The sequence below is a fragment of the Paenibacillus sp. 276b genome, assembly GCF_900107875.1.
Classification (GTDB): Bacteria; Bacillota; Bacilli; order Paenibacillales; family Paenibacillaceae; genus Paenibacillus; species Paenibacillus marchantiae.
This window is the reverse complement of the sequence record NZ_FNRR01000003.1, coordinates 663,546-685,044: the sequence shown is the minus strand read 5'-3', so window position 1 is coordinate 685,044 and position 21,499 is coordinate 663,546. Positions and strand designations below refer to the sequence as shown.

General features: G+C 48.7%; 19 protein-coding genes. 18 read left to right on the top strand and 1 reads right to left on the bottom strand.

Annotated elements, in window-relative coordinates:
* Positions 1-274: 274 nt before the first annotated feature.
* From BLV50_RS18995 to BLV50_RS18925, 15 genes are all read left to right on the top strand, one after another.
* Entirely contained in the window at positions 275-1,309 is a 1,035-nt protein-coding gene (locus tag BLV50_RS18995; RefSeq protein WP_063567370.1) for an LCP family protein, read from the top strand.
* A gap of 185 nt (positions 1,310-1,494) precedes the next feature.
* A complete protein-coding gene (locus BLV50_RS18990; RefSeq protein WP_063567369.1) occupies positions 1,495-1,920 on the top strand; it encodes a CBS domain-containing protein in 426 nt (141 codons plus the stop codon).
* A 264-nt stretch (positions 1,921-2,184) separates the two neighbouring features.
* On the top strand, positions 2,185-2,487 hold the full coding sequence (locus tag BLV50_RS18985; RefSeq protein ID WP_024629547.1) for a MazG-like family protein: 303 nt from the start codon (positions 2,185-2,187) through the stop codon (positions 2,485-2,487).
* 5 nt (positions 2,488-2,492) lie between these two features.
* Complete coding sequence (locus BLV50_RS18980) at positions 2,493-3,404, top strand: DUF2232 domain-containing protein (RefSeq protein WP_063567400.1); 912 nt, start codon at positions 2,493-2,495, stop codon at positions 3,402-3,404.
* Between the two features lie 11 nt (positions 3,405-3,415).
* Complete coding sequence (locus BLV50_RS18975) at positions 3,416-5,404, top strand: DHH family phosphoesterase (RefSeq protein WP_063567368.1); 1,989 nt, start codon at positions 3,416-3,418, stop codon at positions 5,402-5,404.
* Positions 5,401-5,844: a 50S ribosomal protein L9 gene (gene rplI, locus BLV50_RS18970; protein ID WP_024629550.1), complete on the top strand. Its 444-nt coding sequence runs from the start codon at positions 5,401-5,403 to the stop codon at positions 5,842-5,844. Before BLV50_RS18975 ends, rplI begins: the two co-directional genes overlap by 4 nt.
* A gap of 1 nt (position 5,845) precedes the next feature.
* A complete protein-coding gene (gene dnaB, locus BLV50_RS18965) occupies positions 5,846-7,207 on the top strand; it encodes a replicative DNA helicase (protein ID WP_024629551.1) in 1,362 nt (453 codons plus the stop codon).
* A 444-nt stretch (positions 7,208-7,651) separates the two neighbouring features.
* Positions 7,652-8,938, top strand: a complete 1,287-nt coding sequence (locus tag BLV50_RS18960; RefSeq protein ID WP_090809393.1) for an adenylosuccinate synthase — start codon at positions 7,652-7,654, stop codon at positions 8,936-8,938.
* 225 nt (positions 8,939-9,163) lie between these two features.
* Positions 9,164-9,949, top strand: a complete 786-nt coding sequence (locus tag BLV50_RS18955) for a dermokine domain-containing protein (protein ID WP_072733924.1) — start codon at positions 9,164-9,166, stop codon at positions 9,947-9,949.
* A gap of 606 nt (positions 9,950-10,555) precedes the next feature.
* Positions 10,556-12,088 (top strand): peptidoglycan DD-metalloendopeptidase family protein, encoded by a 1,533-nt coding sequence (locus BLV50_RS18950; protein WP_063567365.1) that lies wholly within the window; start codon positions 10,556-10,558, stop codon positions 12,086-12,088.
* A gap of 261 nt (positions 12,089-12,349) precedes the next feature.
* On the top strand, positions 12,350-13,072 hold the full coding sequence (gene yycF, locus BLV50_RS18945; RefSeq protein WP_062327757.1) for a response regulator YycF: 723 nt from the start codon (positions 12,350-12,352) through the stop codon (positions 13,070-13,072).
* On the top strand, positions 13,072-14,922 hold the full coding sequence (gene walK, locus BLV50_RS18940) for a cell wall metabolism sensor histidine kinase WalK (protein WP_063567364.1): 1,851 nt from the start codon (positions 13,072-13,074) through the stop codon (positions 14,920-14,922). The genes yycF and walK overlap by 1 nt, the downstream gene beginning before the upstream one ends.
* A complete protein-coding gene (locus BLV50_RS18935) occupies positions 14,906-16,186 on the top strand; it encodes a YycH family regulatory protein (protein WP_090809392.1) in 1,281 nt (426 codons plus the stop codon). The genes walK and BLV50_RS18935 overlap by 17 nt, the downstream gene beginning before the upstream one ends.
* A gap of 223 nt (positions 16,187-16,409) precedes the next feature.
* Positions 16,410-17,153 carry a two-component system regulatory protein YycI gene (gene yycI / locus BLV50_RS18930; RefSeq protein WP_090809390.1) on the top strand — a complete coding sequence of 248 codons (744 nt, stop codon included), beginning with the start codon at positions 16,410-16,412 and terminating at the stop codon, positions 17,151-17,153.
* 6 nt (positions 17,154-17,159) lie between these two features.
* On the top strand, positions 17,160-17,966 hold the full coding sequence (locus BLV50_RS18925; protein WP_062327768.1) for an MBL fold metallo-hydrolase: 807 nt from the start codon (positions 17,160-17,162) through the stop codon (positions 17,964-17,966).
* On the opposite strand, the gene BLV50_RS18920 is transcribed toward BLV50_RS18925, so the two are convergent.
* Positions 17,935-18,147, bottom strand: a complete 213-nt coding sequence (locus BLV50_RS18920; protein ID WP_053781978.1) for a hypothetical protein — start codon at positions 18,145-18,147, stop codon at positions 17,935-17,937. The two genes, BLV50_RS18925 and BLV50_RS18920, sit on opposite strands and share 32 nt — an antisense overlap.
* Before the next feature lie 737 nt (positions 18,148-18,884).
* Between BLV50_RS18920 and BLV50_RS18915 the strand changes: the two genes are divergently transcribed.
* The 3 genes from BLV50_RS18915 to BLV50_RS18905 all read left to right on the top strand — a co-directional run bounded on the left by BLV50_RS18915 (position 18,885) and on the right by BLV50_RS18905 (position 21,475).
* On the top strand, positions 18,885-20,162 hold the full coding sequence (locus BLV50_RS18915) for a S1C family serine protease (RefSeq protein ID WP_072733921.1): 1,278 nt from the start codon (positions 18,885-18,887) through the stop codon (positions 20,160-20,162).
* A gap of 299 nt (positions 20,163-20,461) precedes the next feature.
* Entirely contained in the window at positions 20,462-20,983 is a 522-nt protein-coding gene (locus BLV50_RS33555) for a hypothetical protein (protein ID WP_256337992.1), read from the top strand.
* Positions 20,984-21,307: 324 nt separating this feature from the next.
* A complete protein-coding gene (locus tag BLV50_RS18905; RefSeq protein ID WP_063870633.1) occupies positions 21,308-21,475 on the top strand; it encodes a CxxH/CxxC protein in 168 nt (55 codons plus the stop codon).
* Positions 21,476-21,499: the final 24 nt, after the last annotated feature.

Here is a 21,499-nt window from a genome sequence, read left to right as displayed (position 1 = left end):
AAAAAAGGAGCACTGTTCTTTTCAATTTAACCGTATTGTAACTTTTCATCATCCAGCAATGATTACAATAGAACGAGCGTGAGCGGCGTTTTCTTTTGAGATAGAGAAAACTTCAGAGAACACCGTGTCACAAGCCATTGCGCACGTTTAATGGTAATTATATAAGTTGAACGGATCATTAACACTGTACCGTTGCGGGGTCAGGATAAGTTAAATTCAACTTATATAGTAGTAGTATCGAATTTCATTTTGACAGTGAAGAAGGAATCGATGGATGACAAGCAGAACTAAAGATAAGAAGAAGAAGAGAAGAAAAGGTCTATATATAACGCTCGTATCGCTCGTTGTTTTGTTAATCGGGGGCTATTTGTTTCGTCAGCAGCTTGCTGTAGCGGCCTTCGATCTGTTTCTCGCTGGTTCAGTTGAAGACCAATTGTCTCGTTCCTATGTCCCTCAGGAGGGCAACAATACGCCTGACCCAACAGTATATCGCAAAGAACCGTTCTCGGTATTGCTGCTAGGCTCAGACAAACGTGCCTATGAGAAAACACGTGGGCGCTCAGACACGGTTATCTATGCCGTTGTTCGTCCGAAAGAATCCCGCGTACTCCTGGTATCCATACCTCGTGACACCTATGTGCAGATTGTTGGACGTGATGCCAACAAGGATGGTGAGGATGATTATGACAAGCTCGCGCATGCCTACGCCTTCGGTGGGGAGAATATGTCTATCAATACGGTGGAGAAATTTCTCGATGCGGATGTAGGTTATTATGCAACGATTAACTTTGACGGGATCAAAAAAGTCGTTGATGCACTTGGTGGCGTGAAGCTGCCGATTGATGAGGACATAGTGAACAAGAACCCGGAACATGTGCAGTTCACAATAGAAGGCGGTAAGCCGATCTATGACGGGCAGGAAGCACTTTACTATGTAAGATACCGTGAGGATAGCGATTTTAATCGCACCAAGCGGCAGCAGATTTTCCTGAATGCCATGGCGAATGAGATGCTTAATCTGAACGCCATCAGCAAAATTCCAGAATTGATTCAGATTATGGGAGACAGTTTCCAGACGGATATGCAGCCTTCATTCATTATTGATCTGGCCAAACAGGTACTGACTCAGGAAAAACCGCAAATCTCAAGCTTCACTATTTTGGGCGAAGGAATGCGGAAAAACGGAATTTATTATGGCAAGGCAGATGAGAAAGACGTCCAATATGCCAAAGAGCTGATTAACAACTGGATGGATGAGTCGACCCCAGCCGGTGAAGTGATGATTCCTGACCGGCAGAAGATCGAATAACCAATTCCATACAGACGTTATGTTTTAGACAAGGATCAGCAGTGCGTTTATTGGCGGGCTGCTGTTTTTTTTACTTTGTAGAAGGAATCATGTCCTTTTGGAACATCTTGCGTTCTAATGCGTACTATGTAAGTTGAATGTAATAAGCTGACTGATGAAATTTCACAAGGAGGATACGTAAGGGTATGAACATCGCATTTTTTTTGCTGCCCAAACAAGAAGTTACGTGCGTAACGTCGGATTCTACTCTGCGGCAGACGTTGGAACGGATGGAATATCATCGGTTCACGGCGGTGCCCATTTTGAATAAGGAAGGCAAGTATATCGGCACGGTTACCGAAGGTGATCTGCTGTGGTATATGAAGAACGCCGAGGGAAAGATTACATTTGAAAACGCTTCAAAATTCCTGCTTAAGGACGTTCCACTTCGGCTGGATATCAAACCGGTATCCATTGAAGCCAACATGGAGGATTTGATTAATCTGGCGAAAGTGCAGAACTTTGTGCCGGTTGTCGATGATATGGAGCGCTTCATCGGGATCGTAAGACGGAGTCAGATTATTGAGTATTGCGAGGGTATTGTAGCCAAGGAATCCATGAAAGTGAAGTAAGTCGAAACAAAATTCGATATTGATGCAACTGCGTGGATAATCACAGCCGTCCGGTATCATGTTAAACTTAAGAAGAGCTGAACAAGAGCGAACTTAAATGAATTTTCGACAAGATAAAATACGAATTCGTTGTACGGGGTCCCCGCAAAGTACCTGAGATAAGTTTCGGAGGACTTCTCCGCTTTTTGGGGTAATTTTGCGGCCCCCCTTTTTATGCTATAATGGAGAATAAAGCTTTTTCGGGGGAGAGTGACTTTCGCCAATATGCCTAAAGAACTGGATGTAGCCAAACGCGCTAAAGTGATTGAATGGCTTAAAACCGAAGTGCTTGATCAGGTATCCCGATTATTCAAAGCGTTATGGGAAGGCAGTACAACCCGAATCGGGGACAGTCTCGCCAGTTTGATGATGAGTAGTTACATATTGGGCCGCAGGCTCGGTATTCCTTTCAAGGATCTGGATGCACTGCTTGTTGAGAAATTGAAAAAGCATAAACAGGAAGGTCACCAGTTGGAAGATTGGTACCAAGATATTTCCGCGCTAGAAGATCACATGCGTAAGAGGTGAATTTGTTGAAATTTAGCTTTAAATCAGCTGTCTGGAGCGTAGTTTATCTGCTCTTGCTACTTTCGCTGTTAACTCCTTTATCGGTTTTGGCCATATTTTTCATGATGATACCTGGAGTTATTTTGTTTGCTTCATTACCGGTAAAATCATTTATATGGCATCTCGTCCCAGTGGCGATCATTTTGGTCATATTTAGTCCGATTTATTTGTTATTACTGCTTTTGTTCACCCTGCCCGCCATTGTTATGGGCAATGCTTACAAGAAAAAGAAATCGGCCCTGTTCGCCCTAATGGCAGGAAGTGGAGCCATGCTGGCCGAGTATCTGTTGCTCCTGTTGATTGGAAGTGTAATCTTCCAATTTGATTTGTCGAGTTATATTGATGATGTGGTCAGATTGACGATTGAACCCCTGACGAATACATCCAGTCAGATGGTAAATGGGTTTGTATGGACACCTGAAATGACTCAGGATGTCGCAAGACAGACGCAGCTTATGATTCCATTCGCCTTGGTGGTCACGTCTCTGGTCATGGCTCTAATCACACATCTCATTGCACGTCCGATTCTAAACGTAATGGGCGTGGTTGTACCGAAATTTCCACCTGCGCGTGAATGGCGTATGCCGCGTGCCCTGATCTGGTATTACTTCCTGGCATTGTTGTTCGAAGTGATATCCAGGCAGAGTGACGGAACGTACTGGACCATGATCGCCATGAACTTGTCGCCTCTAATCAATTTGGGCTTCATGATTCAAGCCATCGGATTCTTCTTCTTTCTCTCACATGCAAAGAAATGGAATCCGGTTGTACCGTATTTGCTGGCGGCAGCAGTCTTCTTCATTGGACCGCTGCGGATTATCGGGATTATCGATCTGGCGTTCCCGCTTCGCGAGGCAATATCGAAACCAAAACGATAGGGTGATGAGTCATGCCTAAATTTCTGAAGAAACGCTGGCACGGCTACTATACCGTATGGGCGTTCATACTGCTGCTTCTGCTTGTTATGTTCGTGACCATCTACAACTGGACGCTTGGTTTGATTAGTCTGATACTGGCTTCGGCGCTGGGAATCGTCATGATTAAGGCGGAGCTCGCATTCCGTCGTGAGCTTAACGACTACATTAATGGCCTTTCCATTCGGATCAAACGAATGGAGGGGGAAGCGGTCAGCATGCTCCCATTCGGTATTGTGCTGTACAGCGAAGATCGTACCGTAGAGTGGCATAATCGCTTCGTCGCGGATATGTTCCAAGAGAAGACGATGGTAGGTAATCCGCTGCAAAATTTGTTTCCCAAACTTCCTCAACCGAAGGAAAAAAAGGATGGGACCAAGGAGCCGTCTAAGGAGCTTCACGACGAATTCCAATTGGATGATCGATATTATGGAGTTATTCATAATCCGCAAGAGCGGTATGTATATGTTTACGAGATTACGGAGCTAGCCATTCTTCGTGATAAATATGAGAATGAACGCATGGCACTGGGCATTCTGGTTCTCGATAACCTGGACGAAGCAGCCCAGGGCATGGACGACCAGCAGCGGACTGCGCTGATTGCCCGTGTAACAAGCGAGATTACGTCTTGGGCGAAACGGTATGAGGTATACCTGCGCCGCCTCTCTTCTGATCGTTATCTCATGATGTTGAATTATAAGTCTTTGCAGGAACTGGAGCAGAGCCGATTTGTCATCCTGGATGAAGTCCGGGAGATGACGGCTGATCTTAAGGTGCCGATGACACTAAGTGTTGGACTGGCATTTGGCTCGGATACCATCAGTGAGATGGGAGAATTGGCTCAGTCCAGTTTGGATATGGCACTTGGCCGTGGTGGTGATCAGGCTGCCGTAAAATCTGGACAGCGGTTGTCCTTTTACGGTGGAAAGTCCAACGCGGTGGAGAAACGTACTCGGGTAAGAGCTCGGGTTATCGCACATGCATTGCGTGATCTGATGCAGGAGAGTGACCGAGTGATTATCATGGGTCACAAAATGCCTGATATGGATGCGATTGGCGCGTCTATTGGGGTATGGAAAGCGGCGAGTCTGTACAATGTGGAGGCACGAATTGTACTGGATGGACCCAACCCTTCCATTGAACGCATGATGGAACAGGTGAATAAGGATGAGAAGCTGTCCAAAGCCTTTGTGTCGCCGGAACAGGCAACCCAGATGATGACGGAGCATACGCTGCTTGTTGTTGTCGATACACATAAGGCATCCATGACAATGGAGCCGAAGCTGGTTCAATCCGCTACGCGTGTCGTGGTTGTGGATCACCACCGTCGGGGTGAAGAATTCATTAACGATGCAGTTCTGATCTATCTGGAACCATATGCTTCTTCGGCAGCAGAATTGGTGACTGAGCTTCTCCAATATATTCATGACAAGGTACAATTCACTCCACTGGAAGCGACGGCGTTATTAGCCGGGATTACGGTGGATACGAAGCATTTTGCACTCCATACGGGATCGAGAACGTTTGAAGCGGCAGGCTTCCTGCGTCGCAGTGGTGCAGACACCATTATGATCCAGCGGCTGATGAAAGAAGATCTGTCAGAATATATTGCTAAGGCAGAAATCATAAAGCATGCTAAAATGGTATACGGGAACATTGCGCTGGCGGTCACGGACCCTGGCAACAAGATTCCACAGATGATGATCGCCCAAGTGGCGGACACATTGCTTAATATGACCGACGTGGTCGCTTCATTTGTCATTAGTGAACGCCCGGATGGACTGATTGGCATCAGCGCGAGATCGCTGGGGCGCATGAATGTTCAGGTGGTCATGGAACGACTGGGCGGTGGCGGACATTTGACGAATGCTGCCGTGCAGCTTGAAGGAACGCTTGGAGAGGCGGAAAAACGGCTGACGAACGTACTGGCTGAAATCGAAAAGGAAGAGGGTTTGTTCGAATGAAAGTCATTTTTATAAAAGATATGAAGGGTCAAGGCAAAAAAGGACAAGTGAAGGAAGTGTCCGAGGGATACGCACAGAACTTCCTTCTGCCACGGGGAATCGCACGTCCAGCAACAGACGGTAACATGAAAACACTGGACAACCAGAAGGCAGCGGAAGACAGACGTAAACAGGAAGAGAAAGCAGAAGCGGAAGCTCTGGCTAAAAAGCTGGAAGCTGAAGTGACTGAACTGAAAGCAAAATCCGGCGAAGGCGGCCGTCTGTTCGGTGCAATCACGAGCAAACAAATCGCAGAAGCTCTGGCAGCGAAAGGTCTGAAAGTCGACAAACGCAAAATTGAACTGGACGAGCCTATTCGCACACTCGGCGTAACGCAAGTCACCGTCAAGGTTCACCCTGAAGTGAAGGCTACCTTGAAAGTACAGGTAACGGAGGAGTAAGATGGGCGGCGAAATGTTATTCGACCGGATTCCCCCACAGAACCTGGAAGCCGAACAGGCCGTGCTGGGTGCAATCCTGTTGCAGGGCGAAGCCCTGATTACAGCGATGGAACGGGTGCAAACCGAGGATTTCTATGATAAACCCCATCAATTAATTTTTGAAGCGATGATCCAGCTCGGCGAGGGAAATCAACCGATTGACCTCGTGACACTGACTTCGCTACTGAAGGATAAAGGCGAGCTTGAGGACATCGGCGGCGTCAGTTATCTGGCGAAGCTGGCTCATGGTGTTCCGACTGCCGCGAACGTGGATTATTACGCTCAGATTATCGAAGAGAAATCCATGCTGCGTCGCCTGATTCGTACAGCTACGCAAATTGTGAGTGAAGGATACACGGGCGGTGAGGATGTCGCGGCTATGCTTGGAGAAGCAGAGCGGCGCATTCTGGAGATTTCCAACCGACGTTCCAGTAGCGGTTTTATAGCCATTCAGGATGTTCTGATGGAAGTATTCGACCGTGTGGAGACGTTGCATCAGAACAAGGGCACCACAACGGGCATTCCGTCCGGGTTCATCGATCTGGACAAGATGACCGCCGGATTCCAGCGGAGTGACTTGATTATTGTAGCGGCACGTCCATCTGTAGGTAAGACCGCCTTCGCCCTGAATATCGCTCAGAATGTAGCCATTCGGGCGCAGGAGACAGTTGCGATATTCAGTCTGGAGATGTCAGCCGCACAGCTCGTACAGCGTATGATCTGTGCAGAGGCCAATCTGGATGCGGGTGTCATGCGTATGGGTGACTTTAAAGGCGATGAAGATTGGCAAAAGCTGACGATGGGCATTGCAGCCTTGAACGAAGCTAATATCTACATTGACGATACACCAGGGATCACCGTAGCTGACATTCGTGCTAAATGCCGTCGTCTCAAGAAAGAGAAAGGCCTTGGCATGATTCTGATCGACTACCTTCAACTGATTAGTGGACGTGGTAAAGCCGGCGAGAACCGTCAACAAGAGGTATCCGAGATCTCACGTACCCTGAAACAGATTGGCCGGGAACTGGAAGTTCCGGTTATTGCCCTGTCTCAGCTGAGCCGGGGTGTAGAGCAACGTCAGGATAAACGTCCGATGATGAGTGACTTGCGGGAATCGGGTTCGATCGAGCAAGATGCCGACATCGTTGCGTTCCTGTACCGGGATGACTACTATAACCAGGAAACCGAGAAGAAAAACATTATCGAGATTATTATCGCCAAACAGCGTAATGGTCCGGTGGGTACGGTGGAACTGGTCTTCCTGAAAAACTTTAATAAATTCGTTAACTACGAGCGGGCACATAATGATGCCTTTGCCATGTAGGGGACAGGCACAGACTGCTTCGATAGGGAAGTGAAATTGTCTGTCCCCGACATCAACCATTAGATCATATGAACTCATAAATACGTTGTGAATACGACATATAGCGTTGGATTTAAACGCGTAGCGTAAAACCGGGGTTAGCCGTCAAGCAAGCTTTGACTGGCTTCGCCGGTTTCTTGCGTCGCAATATGGAGTCAATTCCGAACATTAGAGTTTGACTATATCTAATTGTTCGCCATTTGATTTGACTTTGAAAAAAGGGACTGGTACACTAGTACTGCTGCGTTAAAGCAGCGAAAACCTTCCCTTGGATGTAAACCGAGGGGGATTTTCACTGTCCGTTAGCACGCTTCTCCGCTGGTAATTTCACTTCAAATTCCTGCCGAGATAGAGGACGGACAGACCAATACAAAGGTGCGCAAGGCACCCACGGAGGTATGTACTATGTCAACGGTAGTTGTAGTGGGAACGCAATGGGGAGACGAAGGTAAAGGCAAGATTACGGATTATTTGGCGGAATCCGCAGACGTGGTTGCTCGTTACCAAGGTGGTAACAATGCAGGACACACGATTCTGATCGATAACAAAAAATATAAATTGACGATGATTCCATCGGGTATCTTCTACACAGACAAAGCATGTGTAATTGGTAACGGTATGGTTATCAACCCGAAGGCACTCATCGAAGAAATTAACTATATTCATGACAATGACTTTACGACCAAAAACCTGTCCATCAGCGAACGCGCACACATCATCCTGCCATATCACATGGTATTGGATGCATTGGAAGAAGAGAGCAAAGGCCCGAACAAAATCGGTACAACAGGCAAGGGAATTGGCCCATGTTACATGGACAAATCAGCTCGTATCGGTATTCGTATGGTTGATCTGCTTGATGCGGAAGAGTTCGAACTGAAACTGCGTCATTTGGTAAAAGAAAAAAACCGTATAATCGAGCAAGTCTATGGCGGCGAGCCTGTAGATGTAGAAGAAATTCTGAAAGATTACCTGGGATATGCAGAAATTCTGCGTCCTTATGTGCGTGATACATCAGTAGTGCTCAATGAATACATCGATGAGGACAAAAAAGTATTGTTCGAAGGCGCACAAGGCGTTATGTTGGATCTTGATCAAGGAACTTATCCATTCGTTACTTCATCCAATCCGTCTGCAGGCGGCGTATGTATCGGTTCTGGCGTTGGCCCAGCCCGTATTCAGCAGGTTATCGGTGTGGCTAAAGCCTATACAACACGTGTAGGAGATGGTCCTTTCCCGACAGAATTGCATGATGCAATTGGTGACCAAATTCGTGAGACCGGACATGAGTACGGCACTGTAACTGGACGTCCGCGTCGCGTCGGCTGGTTCGACAGTGTTGTTGTTCGCCACGCTCGTCGTGTTAGCGGAATCACGGGTCTGTCCCTGAACTCCCTGGATGTAATGACCGGTCTGGAAACGGTGAAAATCTGCACAGGATACAAATTCCGCGGCGAGGTTATCACTCACTATCCGGCAAGCCTGAAAATGCTGGCAGAATGTGAAGCGGTATACGAAGAGCTTCCGGGCTGGAGCGAAGATATCACAGCAGCGAAGAAGCTGGAAGACCTGCCTGTGAACACACAGAACTATGTAAAACGTGTTTCCGAACTGACAGGCATTCCAATTGCCATCTTCTCTGTAGGTCGTAACCGTGAGCAAACGAATCAGGTTCTTCCTATCTACGAATAAGCAGCTAGGTTAACTCGGCAATACGAAGTAAACGTTCATCCAAATGATATGCCTATATAGGCATCATAGAGCCCCAGTTATCGCTTAAATAGCGATGGCTGGGGTTTTTCGCACGCCTTCCTGATATAATCCCCGGATTTCCGTCAATACTGGTTAACAGTAGACTCATAGATCCTGAAACATCGAATGTGATATGGGGTCGGAAAACGGAGGGAGAGAACGGGAATGAAGTTGCTTCAATGGTTCATTAAAATATTGCTTACCGTGATGCTGGTCAGTTCACTGACCCTGCTGACAACCGGATTAATCGTTCAGTCATATGTAAAATCGCTGCTGGCGAGTTTCAATATTCAGTGGGAAGGCCAGCCCATGGGGTTAACGGCCATGTTTCAGGGTGCATTAGGTGGTAAGTCCGGTGAAGAGAAGAAGCCGGGAACGGGCACGACAGATCAGCCGGCAGGAGCGGAGGAGGAACACGTTCCAGAAGATGCGATATCTGTCATGGGCAATGGAACAGAAAGTGGAGAAACAGGCGCGAATACAGGCAACAGCTCTGAACAGGGTACGGGAACAGACGATGGTCAAGGAGCAGGCTCAGGAACGGATTCTTCTGCTACGGGATCTAGCCCAGGGGGCAGCTCAGGCACGGGAACAGACGCAGATGCTGGCACAAATGCGGGTAGTGATTCTGGGACAACGCCTGGCAACAGTACAGCATCGGGCAACGGATCAGGTACGAATTCCAATGGCACGCCTTCTTCAGGGAATGATGAGATTGTAGTATCTCCGGATGACATCACAGGCAAGAAGGACAAGCTGCCGTTGGAGGAAAAAGAAAAGATTTTCAGTCTGCTGATGAACAAGCTGCCCCAGAAAGAGATGCAGCAAATCTCAGGCGCCATGGAAGGCGGCCTGACTGAGCAGGAGCTGCGGGATATTGAGCAGGTGATCTCCAAGTATCTGACGAGCGAAGAATACGATAATCTAATGGAAGTCCTTCAGGCGGAATAAACTAAGTTCACATAGGGAATTCCGTAAATCTGCGACCCTTTGCTGAATATTCATAAAGGAATCAGAAAATCGAATCCTGAGCGATAAATTAGAGAAATTTAATTCATTAGGCCATTCTAGAAATGAAATAAAAGCAGAAATTGGTTAGCATATAATCCAGCCAATATGAGGCACTCTATAGCAAGAGTTTAACGAAATCCCTCACCAGAGATGATCTGACGAGGGATTTCAGTTTGTATTTTTATGAAAAAGAAAACACATATCGGTGGGTCTTAGAACCTAGTCTTAAAAAATGATCAAAAGTACATAGTATACCTGAAGTAGAGGCGGTATGGGGGAGAATATTGATCTGCCATCTTATGGATAATACAGGAAAACCAAGCGTGGCGCGGCTTTGCGCTATGACGTGTACAGTTGAAATGAGTGTAAAACCTGTGTTAAAGTATACGGGTGTGATAAAAGGTTAAAATTTTGACACTTTTACGAGCGCAGCTAAAGTCCTGATTTGCGGACACCCGAATACAAATATCGACAAGCATGGGACAGACACAGTGGGTGATGTCTTGACAGAAATGCGAACTGAGAAGTGCTGAAAAGGAGAGAATCATGAAAGGTTTCAGAGGCATACGCCAACCGGGCAAGAACCGGGAACACGAACAATCCGGGGAACACCGGACGGCCGAAGACAAAAACAACATGAGCATGTCCAACTTCAGTAGTAATAAAAAGCGCGTTCTGGCCTCGCGCAAATGGATCATTACAGCAGCATGTGGTTTATTTATCGCTGCATCGATCGGATTCGCAGGCAAACAATACGTTGCTGCAAACACCGTCCCATATTATAAAGTGATGGTTAAAGGAAATGAGATTGGCACCATCACGGATGAGACGCAATTACAGAAATTATTTGCAGACAAAACCGAGGAATTCCAAAATAAATATCCAGAAGCGGAAATGGTGCTGAACACAGATGGCATCACGACCGAAACCATTAAAGCATACAAACCCGTAGTGAACAGCGATGAGACGCTGGACAAGCTCGGCGACATGCTTACCGCCTATGCCAAGGGTGTAGAGCTCAAGGTAGACGGTGAAGTAATCGGCATTGTGAAGGATCAGGCAACAGCAGACGCGATTCTGGAACAAGTGCAGAACAAGTACATATCGGCATCGGCTGTGCGCAGTTCGCTCAAGACGAAGTCGGTATCGGCAAACTCATCGAAGAAAGCCGAGGGGCCGAGTACTACGCTGAAGTCGGTGGGCATCAAGGAAGATGTAGCGACAGATGTGGTGAAGGCTGATCCAAACAAAATATGGGATGTATCCGAGGCGGTTGAAGCTTTAACCGTTGGTAAAGACGCGCCTGTAACTTATGTGGTGCGTGAAGGAGATACGATCTCTTCCATTGCTGCCAAATACGAAATTACGCAAAGTGAGATTCGCAAACATAATCCGGGCATCAAAGAAACGTCGCTGCAAATTGGGGACGAGCTTACACTGACGGTGCCAAAGCCAGCTGTTACCGTTAAATCAGTTGAGCAGGTGGTTGAACAGATCGAGATTAAACCGCAGGTGGAAGTACGCAAAAGTGCTGAGCTCAAAGCAGGCACAACCAAAGTGGTGCGTCCAGGTCAAAGCGGTCTAAAAAGCATGCAATATCGGATAACGAAGGAAAATGGTGAAGTCGTTCAGGAGGAATGGCTTGGCCAGGAAGTCATCAAATCAGCGGTTACTGAAGTAGTTCTGAGTGGAACCAAAGTGGTCGGTGAAGGTACAGGTGAATTTGCTTGGCCGGTATCGAACGCTACGATGAGCAGCAGCTTTGGACAACGATGGGGTCGCCAGCACAAAGGTGTCGATCTTGTCGGTAACCGGGACGTGAAAGCGTCTGATGAGGGCGTGATTACTTTTGCAGGACAGAAGAGTGGTTATGGCAATGTTATTATTATTAACCATCGTAATGGATACGAAACACTTTATGGGCACTTGAACAGCATTGGTGTTAAGGTTGGTCAAGTCGTCGAAAAAGGTGAGAGCATCGGCGTCATGGGTAATACGGGCCGTTCGACCGGAACGCATCTGCATTTCGAGATTATCAAGAACGGAACGGTGGAAAATCCGTTGACATACTTGAACTAGATATATCAATCCAGGGCAAGGTTGGCAGTTGATGCTGACCTTGTTTTTTGCTGCTGTAAAAATTTTTCAGTTTGGGCTGCACATTGGCCCTGATCGGGATGTGACGGTGCTTCAGGTATGTTAAACTATAGACTATAGGCAACAAGCCATATGATATGAACTATATTCAATGAAAACGTAGGAAACACAATTTATATAAGTTGATTAAGAGAGATAGACCGCTAAGGCGGATCAAGCAGGATATAGGGGTGAAGACAGCCGATGCAGGGGAAGATTTTGGTGGTGGACGATGAACAGCCCATTGCGGACATTCTGAAGTTTAATTTGGAAAAAGAGGGGTACGAGGTCATCTGCGCATTTGATGGCATTCGTGCGGTTGAATTGGCGTTATCCGAGAAGCCGGATCTGATGCTGCTGGACCTGATGCTGCCAGGTAAGGATGGTATGGATGTTTGCCGCGAGGTGCGTGCCCATCTGGAGATGCCGATCATTATGCTGACTGCAAAGGATGGCGAGATCGACAAGGTGCTCGGTTTGGAGCTAGGTGCGGATGATTACGTGACGAAGCCATTCAGTACGCGCGAGCTGCTCGCCCGGGTGAAAGCACAGATGCGCAGACGGCAGAAGCCTGCCATTACGGCTGAAGCGCCGGAAGACGAAGAGAAACAGGTCATGCGTTTATTTGATTTGGCGTTTGATATGGACATGTATACAGCTTACAAAGGCGGCGAACCGCTGGATCTGACCCACCGTGAGTACGAACTTCTCTATTATATGGCGAAGCATTCCGGCAAGGTCATGACACGTGAACATCTGCTGCAGGCGGTATGGGGATATGAATATTTCGGGGATGTACGTACCGTTGATGTTACGATTCGTCGTCTGCGTGAGAAGATTGAGGAGAACCCGAGCAAACCGGAAACGATTCTGACTCGCCGCGGGCTGGGTTATCTCGTGCGCAGTCCCAAAAGCGTGGGGATATAATGGGGCGTTTCTCGCGATTTTCGTTCTTTCGAACGATTCAGGCGAAACTGATTATTATCTATGTACTGCTGATTCTGATTGCGATGCAATTGATCGGCGTTTATTTTGTGAGTGCGATGAAGAACTCGCTGACCAGCAACTTCACTGAGGATTTGCAGGCACGGGCTGAGATGCTGTCTGTGCTTGTGGGAGAGACGATGGCTGGTGGAGAAGCCGAGGCTGGCGAGGACAAAACGGAAAACCTGCGTGTGTTGGTAAACAACCTGTTCAACATTAACGGCGCCGAAATTCAGGTGCTGGATGCCAGCGGCAAAGTGCTGACCACCTCGCTAAGTTCCCATTCAGACTATGTTGGACGCAAAAACACCCAGACCGTTGTCAGCCGTGCGCTTCAAGGCATTCGGGACAATGAGGAATATATCGTGGACGAGGATAATGTTCGCAAAAAGGTCGTTGCCAAGCCGGTGCTGTCCGGCGGCAAGATTATCGGCGCGGTCTACATCGCCGCCTCGATGAATGAGTTATATGCCACAATGGAGGGCATTAACAAGATTTTTATCTCCGGCATTTTGATTGCCTTGGTATTAACCGCAGTGCTTGGTGTCATTCTGTCACATACGATAACGCAGCCGATCAAGGAGGTTACCCGAAGGGCGACGGCGGTCGCAGAAGGAAACTTTGATCAGCAGACCCCTGTATTCGGAACGGATGAGATTGGACAGCTTAGCCGGGCATTTAACTATATGACGAGCAGGCTCCGGGATGCACTCTCCCAGAACGAAGAGGAGAAGGAGAAGCTCACGTCCATTCTGACCAACATGAGTGATGGCGTGGTGGCCACGGACGAATATGGCAAAGTCATTCTGGTGAACCGCCGTGCCAGCAGCATTCTGGGCATGCGTCCGGCGGACATTGAAGGAAGGCATTTTGCGGTATTGCTGGGCATTGATCCGGAAGATGCGGAAGCGTTAGCGAGTGGATTTACGGGTTCGACGCTGCTTCAGATTGCGCCTGCGGGACAGGAAGATCCCGTTGTCATCCGCATGACGTTTACACCGGTTCATCGCCGGGAGCTAGGCATTACAGGTACGATCGCTGTGCTTCAGGACGTTACGGAGCAGGAAGAACTGGAAGCTTCACGGCGTGAATTCGTGGCGAATGTCTCTCATGAGCTGCGTACACCGTTGACCACCATCAAGAGCTACGCAGAAGCGCTGGATGATGGAGCTCTGGAAGATCCGCAGCTCGCTGGGAGATTCGTTGGAGTAATCCAGAATGAGACGGAGCGTATGATTCGCTTGGTTACGGATTTGCTGCATCTGTCCAGGCTCGATTCCAAGGAAGCGATGCTGCGCAAACAGCCAACCGACATCATGGAGATGTTGGAAGAAGTGTCGGATCGTTTTTCGTTTCAGATGCATCAGAAGGATATTCAATCTGTGCTTTCTGTAGAGAACGGGATTCCAGCGGTTCCATTGGATCGCGACCAAATTGATCAGGTGCTTGATAATGTTGTGTCCAATGCGCTGAAATACACGCTTGAAGGTGGCACGATTACAATCGCAGCCAGACGCAATGATGATCATACTCTCGCCATATCAGTGACCGATACGGGGATGGGGATTCCACAGCGGGATCTGGACCGCATTTTTGAACGGTTTTATCGGGTAGACAAGGCTCGCTCCCGCAGTATGGGCGGTACAGGGCTCGGATTGTCCATTGCCCGGGAAATTGTGAAGGCCCATGATGGCAATATCTCACTGGAGTCCGAGGTAGACGTGGGGACGACGGTAACGTTCACACTGCCCATGCGTGAGGAAGGGGGTGAGCACCTTGAAAGAGCGGATTAAATCTCTGGTGCTTGCTTCCCTCGTCGTTGCCAGTTTGGTACAAAGTTACTTCTTGATCTATCGTTTGCCCGGTGGGGGCGATTCGATTGTGACGTCAGAGACGAACTATGTGAAAACCGAGAATATGGGCCAGGAGCGCAATATTGAAGATTTAATTTTCCCTGATCAGATGGTTATTCATCTGGGAGAGGACAAACATACGGTGTTTTATCCAGGCAATACATTCTATCAGTTGATCTATTCACGGTTGCAGGGGCGTACGTTTGATGATTTCCAGCGTCGGAGTGTGCAATCGGTCCATTGGGATCAGATTCGTAAGGAGAATCCTGGCTTTGAGCTGTCGTTCAAGGAAGGCATCCCTGTAGCGTTGTTACAGCGCGTGATGCGACTCGGGACAGACTCTCTCTTCCAGGGGGAAACGATTAACCGGATCTCGATCTATACGGCCAAAAATGAAACAAAGGCACACGCACTGTTCTTCAGCGCCAAAGGCGACGTGGTCTACGAGGCGACGCAGGCGGATCTGACAGTACAGGATGTGCAGCAGCATGTCGACTTCGGCAGCAGCTGGACACCTTATACGCTGATGGACGGTGGATATTATATCCCGGCTGAAGCACTGGAAACGATTGAGGCTGACGTGCCTACAGGCCAGTTCACTGTCGAACAAATGCAGCGCAGCCTATTCTTTGATCCAAGCATGACCCGAAACATTCGGGAAAAAGATGGATCGGAGATCTATACAGACAGCAAGCGCAGTCTGCAAGTGAAGCAAGAACAGCGCTGGATTAGCTACACCGATCCAGCGGCGCCGCCTGCGGGACAGATTGACGCAGCGAAGGATGCGCTGTCTGCGGTTGATTTTGTGAATCAGCATGGCGGCTGGAAAGGTCGTTCGCGCATGATGCTGGATACAACCGATACGAAGACGAAGCTTCAGTTCCAGCAATATTACAGCAGCTTCCCGATTATGGACTCGATGCAGTTCAGGTTCGGCACGATCAGCATGGAGATGCAGCAGGAGACGGTATCCAGCTATGAACGTTCGCTCGAATATCTGAACGAAGGCGCGGAGACGAAGAAATCGGTCACCCTGCCCGGTGGGGACAAGCTGAAGGCGCTCATCCAGAAGGTGGCGGGCACCAACCGTAAGGTCGTAGACGTGTATCCGGCGTACCGTCCATCCAGCATTGAGGATGGACTGAAGCTGATACCGGTGTGGGTAATTCGATTTGGAAACGGGGAGGAGACCACCGTTTCTTGATGGGTTATAGGATATGAAGTCATTTGATATCCGGGCGAGGTTTAGAATCACACGTTAACGGAGGGGGCAGAAATAACCTGAAGAAGCGAAGCGCTCGCCTTTATCCCCGGATTTCTCCCTTGGGAAAAGGGAATCAAGAAATCTGGGGATAACAGCGATCGGAAGGTTGTTCTGACCACGGAGTGGTAAGTGTGATAGTAGTCTAATGATGGAGGTGGATGTTTTGGATTGGGGACGGGCGAAAAATGTATTGATCTATGCCTTCCTGCTGCTCAATCTGGTGCTGGGATACCAGATCTGGATGGATGCGCGGGAGACGGCCGGAGCCAATCTGGACTTCACCTCGCTGGCGGATAATACACAACAGGCAATGGAGGAGAAGGGCATTCAAGTGCTGGCTCCTATTCCGAATGAGACGCCGAAGCTGCCGAAGCTGTCGTATGAGTTCATTGAAGATAACAAGACAGGCATTGATGTTGAACTGGAAAACACCGTTGACAGCAAGCTAATCTTCTCGCAAAGCGAGCTGGAGGATGCACTACAGAACGAGATTCCCCAGATCGGTACGTATCGATGGGATCAGCTGATGGCGGAGGATGGGGCATTTGTGCTTCATCCGTTGGTGGATGGCAAATGGCCGCTCTTCAATGTTAGTCTGGAGCTATTCTACAGCGATCAGAAAATTACGGGTTATCGTCAGACTCCGGTGCGGATTACGACAGCGGAGGAAAGCGATCAGCAGGTGCTTCCGGCGTCGAAGGCGCTGGGTACGCTGATCGAGAACTTTTTGCCAAATGATGCGATTGTCAAAGATATTCAGTTGGGCTATTACGGCCAGTTGTTCAATTCAGATATGCAGGTGGCGATGCCGGCATGGCGGTTCGTGCTGGAAAGTGGCGAAGTGTTGTACGTGCAGGGCATCAGTGGGGATGTATTCAGTCCCAAGACAGACAAACCAGGGGAGTAATGCGTTATGGGGATTTATTTTACCGTGTTATCCAGCGGTTCGACAGGGAATGCCACGGTTATACAGCATGGGGGCACATCCCTCATGATTGATGCAGGTCTCAGTGCGAAGCGGCTGGAGGCATTGTTTCTGGAACGGGAGATTTCGGGAACGGAGCTGGACGGGATTCTGGTTACACATGAACATTCCGATCACATTAAAGGACTAGGCGCGATGTCTCGGAAATATAATTTACCAATCTATGCAAATACGAATACGTGGGCGGCACTGGAGAAGTCCGTTGGGGCGATTCCAGAGGAAAACCGGAGGGTATTTGAGACCGGTGAAAAGCATGATTTTGGCTCCCTTCGCGTGGAATCCTTCGGCATCTCCCATGATGCAGCGGAACCGGTAGGGTACACATTCGATGATGGCAGTGAGAAGCTGTCCGTTGCGACGGATCTCGGATATATGAGCGACAAGGTTCGCGATGCGATCTCGGATTCGGATGTACTTGTGCTGGAGGCGAATCATGATGTCGAATTGCTGCGCATGGGGCGGTATCCATGGAACACCAAGCGCCGCATTCTGAGCGACATTGGGCATTTGTCGAACGAAGCGGCGGGAGCTGCGCTTAGTGAACTGATGAACGGACGCATCAAGCGCACGTATCTGGCACATTTGAGCCGGGATCATAATATGATGGACTTGGCGAAAATGACCGTGCGTGATGCGATGGAGAGCCGTGGTTGCTTTTATCGGGATCATGAGTTCAAGCTCTGTGATACGTATTATGATCGGCCTACGCCATGGGATAGGGTGGGTGAGCCATAAAGCTGTCGAGTTCGGTAGCTTTGCGCTCAACTTCCTCGCGGGTCAGAATGCCTTTGTCGACGAGCAGTTCAATAATCGTGCTTAGGGCAAGGGTGTTGCGGTAATGCTCTTCCTTGAGATCGGCCAGCTTGGCCGCCATATGAACTTCATCCATGGCTGTGAGTGTACGCGTGCGATCCATAATGTGAATCCTCCTTCTATGAAGCTTCGAATTGTCTTTTACTATTATTGTAGTCAGGCTTGATGGAAAACATTCCTCTTTTTGCCGCTATAATTACACGTAAGGGACGTGTATGCTGAACCAGGGGCTGCATTTTGCTTAAGAAGATGAAAAAGTTCACGGGAATAGGCAAAATTGCGCTTAGCCAACTGGATTTTGTGGTGATAGATACTAGGGACCTTTATTGTTAAGCGCGTTATAGCGGAAATTTCCGTTAATCTTCGTAAATATGCAACTTTTTAAGATTTGGCGTGTTTAGTATATAAGGAGCTTTTATAGTAGAGGCTGTTTTGCGCGCAAAAAGGCATGTCGTAGAATGCGAGAGCATTTCTGATAGAGTCACAAGCAGAATGGGATGTCCGTTCTGTTGTACATAGACGCTTCATTTCGAGTTAGCGGGAATGGCAGCGATATGCAAAACGATTTTTTATGCAGGAACGCATGGAAGAATGAGTTGGTATTTACGGTACACGCGTAACGGAGGACACAGAACGAAGCTGGAGAAGCGAAGCGTTCGCCTTTATGAACAAATTTTCACCTTATTTAGAGGATAATCAATAAAATTTGTGAGTAACAGCGATCGGAAGCTCGGCTGTGGCCGGAGTGGGGTAACGTAAGGACACAGTCGTTGGCCATGCGACAACGATCGGGCGGCAGTCAGGGTCTTGATGCGTGACAACGAAGGGGAGAGGATCACGATGGGATTGTTTGGAGACGATTTTTATTCAACCAAAGTATCAAGACGCGCCGAACCTGAACAGAAAGGTAAACTTCAGATCATTCGCCCTGGAGGCAGGGGCAGGGGACGGGACCGCTGGCAGAATCCACGCAAGTCACGCTCGGGTTTTAGCTCCACGGTCAAGGTAGCCGTGATCAGTTCGGTAATCAGCTCCATCGTGACCGTTACGCTGTTCAGCTTTATTATGCAGCCTGCATCATTACCTCTAGCGAACGCTGCAGGGAACGGCGGAGGCGGTACACAGACAGCGCAGGCGGCTGATCCGTACGACCGGATTATCCAGGCAGCTGCGAAGGTTCGCCCTTCCGTGGTGAGCATCGTGAACCATAAAACGGGCAGCAGCCTGTCGATGGAAGATTCTGCGCTGGGATCAGGGGTCATTTTCAAAAAGGAAGATGGCAAAGCCTACATCATGACCAACCATCACGTCGTGGAGGGTGCGAGTGATCTGGAGATTGTTACGGTGGACGGGGAAACGCATAAAGCGAAGCTGGTGGGCAAAGACCGGGTTAGTGACATTGCGGTATTGTCTGTGCAAGATGATAAGGGCATCGGTCCAGCCGCAGAGCTTGGTGATTCCAGCAAACTTCAGCGCGGTCAAACGGTGCTGGCGATCGGGAATCCGCTCGGTCTGGGCGGTACGCTGACATCCGGTATTGTCAGTTACACAGATCGGATTCTGCCGGTATCCATTAATCAGGACGGTGTGTATGACTGGGAACAAAACGTGATCCAGACGGATGCGGCGATTAACGAAGGCAACAGTGGCGGGGCACTGGCCGATCTGAACGGCAAACTGGTCGGCATCAACACGATGAAGATCTCGGATACAGGCGTTGAAGGCCTCGGCTTTGCGATTCCGATGAACGAAGTGATGAAAACGGTCGATTCCCTGCTGCTGAATGGCAAAGTATCTCGTCCATATCTGGGCGTATATACCGTCGATCTGAGTAATCCATACGCCCCACTGGATGACGAGCAGCGTAAAGACCTGAAGCTCCCATCCCACGTGGACAGTGGTGTGGTTGTGCTGGAAGCGTCCGGTCCGGCATCCGATGCGGGTATGAAGCTGAATGACGTCATTACGGAATTTGATGGGCAAAAAATTACCTCTACGCTTGATCTGCGGAAATATCTGTACGATAAGAAGAAGATCGGCGATACGATTGAAATCACCTTTTACCGGGATGGCAACGCCGAGAAGGTGTCGGTGAAGCTCACGGATAAACCGGAGTAAAGGGAATTGCTTTCATGTACATGGCACACAGAAATAGGGTAATAAAGGAGAGTCGATCAACTTGTTGATTTGCTCTTTTTTATTGCACTAATCTTGATTTACATATAAACCACATTCATGAGGTTACAGTGGAGATTTTGTCGTTTCCCAATGATAGGTTAGGACCAGAGCCAAAGTCTCTGTTATAAAGGGTTCCAGTTATGGTAAACTGTTGGGAATGTGTTGGTGATGGGCGGCTGTGCGAGTAACATCTGTTTGTCGATCTGTATTCTCAATCTGGAGTGGAAGGGGTTAATTCAATGAAACGGTTGACGAAAACCATGGTGGGGGGAACAAGTCTGGTATCTGCACTGTTTGTTTTGTCCGCATGTACTTCTGAGGTGTCCCCGTCAGGGACTGCTGATGTTAGTGGTTTACAGGAGCAGATTACAGGTCTGGAGAAGAAGCTTGCGGACCAGAGTGAGAAGAATAGTCAACAGAGCAAGAAGATCGCGGATCTGGAGAAAAAGCTGGAGGAGCTGAGCACCACCGTGATTGCGGTGAATGAGCCTGGAGGTAAAGCACCTGTTGGCTCGGGAAACAACGGATCGGCTGGAAAGGGAGATGGGGTGCTGATTACGTTTGCCCAGTACGAAAAGCTAGAGGTTGGCATGGCGGTAGAGGAAGTTATCGAAATCCTTGGCGGTGAAGGTGAGGCATTGAGCGAGGCGGAAAATATGGTGGTTTACAACTATAAGGGCACCGGCGGCTCGGGGGCCAATGCGGTAATCGCATTTCAGGGCGGCAAGTTGCTGACGAAGGCGCAGTCGGGGCTGGAGTAAGATCGATATCCATTGAGGGTAGATTGAATACAATAGGACGATGGCTTTCATATGTGCGGTAATCTGAATATTAACGAATGAGTGGGATAGATTCGGAATTTGGAGAAGTGTTACTTTGGGATGCCAATCGGGTGTCGAGAAGTGATGCTTTTTTAGTTTTTTTTGTGCTGAAATGAGAGGACTGGTGGAAGTTGGACACGATAAATGGGGGCTAGGGGTTTCTTTTCCGCGGCAGGTGTGATAGAACAGAGAAGTGGCTATCCTGTATGGATAAGCGGTTGTGAATCGGGAGCATAGCTGGATACAGAAAGGATGCTTGAACGGATGTACGTTGTATGCAAAGAACACGTGGACATCGCCATCGACATGTTTGTTGATGAGTATGAGGACGCTCCAGATATCGTTGATCTGAAGGAGACGGAATTTGCCGATTGGGACCCGCCTGCGAAGTGCGCCGAGTGCGAACAAAAGGCCGAGTATCTAGTCGTCTAGCGTACTGTGTAGGCATCCGCAGTT

Bases quoted from the DNA above. Each gene is read 5' to 3' on its own strand.
- BLV50_RS18990 (WP_063567369.1), top strand. From the start codon at position 1,495: ATGAACATCGCATTTTTTTTGCTGCCCAAACAAGAAGTTACGTGCGTA.
- BLV50_RS18975 (WP_063567368.1), top strand. From the start codon at position 3,416: ATGCCTAAATTTCTGAAGAAACGCTGGCACGGCTACTATACCGTATGG.
- dnaB (WP_024629551.1), top strand. From the start codon at position 5,846: ATGGGCGGCGAAATGTTATTCGACCGGATTCCCCCACAGAACCTGGAA.
- BLV50_RS18915 (WP_072733921.1), top strand. From the start codon at position 18,885: ATGGGATTGTTTGGAGACGATTTTTATTCAACCAAAGTATCAAGACGC.
- BLV50_RS18920 (WP_053781978.1), bottom strand. From the start codon at position 18,147: ATGGATCGCACGCGTACACTCACAGCCATGGATGAAGTTCATATGGCG.
- BLV50_RS18905 (WP_063870633.1), top strand. From the start codon at position 21,308: ATGTACGTTGTATGCAAAGAACACGTGGACATCGCCATCGACATGTTT.
- walK (WP_063567364.1), top strand. From the start codon at position 13,072: ATGGGGCGTTTCTCGCGATTTTCGTTCTTTCGAACGATTCAGGCGAAA.
- BLV50_RS18955 (WP_072733924.1), top strand. From the start codon at position 9,164: ATGAAGTTGCTTCAATGGTTCATTAAAATATTGCTTACCGTGATGCTG.
- BLV50_RS18985 (WP_024629547.1), top strand. From the start codon at position 2,185: ATGCCTAAAGAACTGGATGTAGCCAAACGCGCTAAAGTGATTGAATGG.
- BLV50_RS33555 (WP_256337992.1), top strand. From the start codon at position 20,462: ATGAAACGGTTGACGAAAACCATGGTGGGGGGAACAAGTCTGGTATCT.
- rplI (WP_024629550.1), top strand. From the start codon at position 5,401: ATGAAAGTCATTTTTATAAAAGATATGAAGGGTCAAGGCAAAAAAGGA.
- yycF (WP_062327757.1), top strand. From the start codon at position 12,350: ATGCAGGGGAAGATTTTGGTGGTGGACGATGAACAGCCCATTGCGGAC.
- BLV50_RS18950 (WP_063567365.1), top strand. From the start codon at position 10,556: ATGAAAGGTTTCAGAGGCATACGCCAACCGGGCAAGAACCGGGAACAC.
- BLV50_RS18960 (WP_090809393.1), top strand. From the start codon at position 7,652: ATGTCAACGGTAGTTGTAGTGGGAACGCAATGGGGAGACGAAGGTAAA.
- BLV50_RS18925 (WP_062327768.1), top strand. From the start codon at position 17,160: ATGGGGATTTATTTTACCGTGTTATCCAGCGGTTCGACAGGGAATGCC.
- BLV50_RS18995 (WP_063567370.1), top strand. From the start codon at position 275: ATGACAAGCAGAACTAAAGATAAGAAGAAGAAGAGAAGAAAAGGTCTA.